Source organism: Actinocrinis puniceicyclus (assembly GCF_018283645.1).
Lineage (GTDB): Bacteria > Actinomycetota > Actinomycetes > Streptomycetales > Catenulisporaceae > Actinocrinis > Actinocrinis puniceicyclus.
The window spans coordinates 1-2,084 of sequence record NZ_JAGSXH010000277.1; the positions used below are offsets into that span (position 1 = coordinate 1).

Consider the following 2,084-nt stretch of genomic DNA (forward strand, 5'->3'; position numbering starts at 1 on the left):
CCCGGGCGCAGCATCCGCCCGCGCCGCGCGGGAGAGCGCATCGAGCAGGGAAAGCGGCCTGGCCTTGGGGGTCGTTGCGGCGCGGCACCGGTTTCCGCCTCGAGCGGCCGAGAGTTCGTGGTACCACAGTGAGCAATCCCCGGGCGAGGTTCTTGAGCGACTCGATGCCCCGGGGTTTCGCGCCGAGAACCGCAAGACCCAGGAGTATCGTCTGCGCGGCGCCGGCAAGATCCTCGCCTGGCTCGCCGCTTTCCCGGGAGAAAGCTGGCAACAGCGGTGGCAGGCCAGCGGCCAGGAGGAACACTCGGGCCGGCAGTGGGCGCGGGGGCCGGGCGAGTGGCTCACCGGGCGGGGTGAGAGCGCGAACCAGAACGTGTTGGGCGCCGGGTTGTTCATCCTGGTCTGCGCGGATGTCATCCGCCCGGGCACGGCATGGCTGATCAGTAGGGGCTCGCGGCAGCTGACCGCCGGGATGCTCCAGTACCGGGACTTCGAGGGCTTCGCGCGGCTCGAGCGGGTCATCGCCGCCGATCCGGCGATCACCGTGGCCAACGCCCAGCCGGCCATGGCGCGCATCGCGGTCATCCTGGCGAGCAAGGGCGGGCGTCTTGCGGATATCACGGTGGGTGACTGCGTCGAGTTCTACGACGTCCACTCCCGCCTGCGCCCGCAGGGAGCACCCGGCAAGACGCTGTTCTACCTGCTGCTGCACCGCCTGGGGATTTTCGCCCCGCACGCCCCTGCCACGCTGCGGGCCCTGTGCGGGCGGGCCGCGGGACAGCTGTCGGCCGGTGAGCTCGTCGCACGCTACCGGCTGCGGCGCGGCCCGATCCGCGACCTGATCATCGACTACCTGGACGAACGCCGGCCCGCGATCGACTACAGCACCCTGACCAACCTGGCGCAGGTGTTGGCGGGATTGTTCTGGGCCGATCTGGAAAACCACCACCCCGGCATCGATTCGCTGCACCTGGCCCCCGAGGCCGCCATCGGCTGGAAGGAACGCCTCACAACCAAGACCCGCGTGATCACCGAGCCCGCCACCGGCAAACGGATCACGGTGTTGAGCCCGCGCACCTCGAGCGCGGGCGTGCTGGCCACGGTACGTGCCTTCTACCTCGACATCGCCCAGTGGGCGCTGGAGGAACCAGCCCGGTGGGGCCCGTGGGCCGCGCCGTGTCCGATAAAAGAGACCGAACTGGCCATCAAGAAGGAGAAGCAAGCGGTCAAGGCCCGCATGGACCAGCGCACCCGAGAACGCCTGCCGGTCCTGCCCACCCTCATCCGCACCGCCAACGACCTGCGCAAGGCCGCCGCCGAACGCCTCGCCGCCGCCGAGGCGGCGCAGCCGGGAGACACGTTCACCGCCGCCGGCGCGCAGTGGTTCAAACCGGTCATGTACCGCACCGCCAACGCCAAGGTCTGGGCCCACGACCCGGCCACCGGCACCCGCCGGGACCTGACGCTGGAAGAAAGCGACGCGTTCTGGGCCTGGGCCGCGATCGAAGTCCTGAGCAGGACCGGGGTCAGGATCGAGGAACTACTCGAGCTCACCCACCAGGCCGTCAGCTCCTACCGGCTGCCCTCCACCGGTGAGATCGTGCCGCTGTTGCAGATCGCCCCGTCCAAGACCGACACCGAACGGCTCCTGCTGGTCGACCCGCAGCTGGCGGACGTGCTCTCCGCGATCGTGTGCCGCATCCGCGCACCCAACGGAGCCGTCCCGCTCGTGCCCGCCTACGACTACTCGGAGAAGACATGGATCGCGCCGATGGGCCTGCTGTTCCAACGCACCATCGGTGGCGAGGGACACGCGTTGCACCCGCATGCGATCTACCAGATGTTCGCCCGCACGCTCGGCGCGAGCGGCCTGAACGACAGCGCCGGGCTGCCGCTGCACTTCACGCCGCACGACTTCCGAAGAATGTTCGTCACCGACGCGATCCTCAACGGCCTGCCCCCGCACATAGCCCAGATCATTTGCGGTCACACCAATATTTCCACGACCATGGGTTACAAGGCTGTTTACCCGACCGAAGCGATCGATGCGCATCGGGCGTTCATCACCCGCCGCCGGGCCACAC

1 protein-coding gene is annotated in these 2,084 nt (G+C 69.0%); it reads left to right on the forward strand.

Annotated elements, in window-relative coordinates; all coding sequences use genetic code 11:
- Positions 1–64: 64 nt before the first annotated feature.
- Positions 65–2,084: tyrosine-type recombinase/integrase (locus tag KGA66_RS28705; RefSeq protein WP_211472696.1), on the forward strand; the 2,020-nt coding region annotated here is incomplete at its 3' end.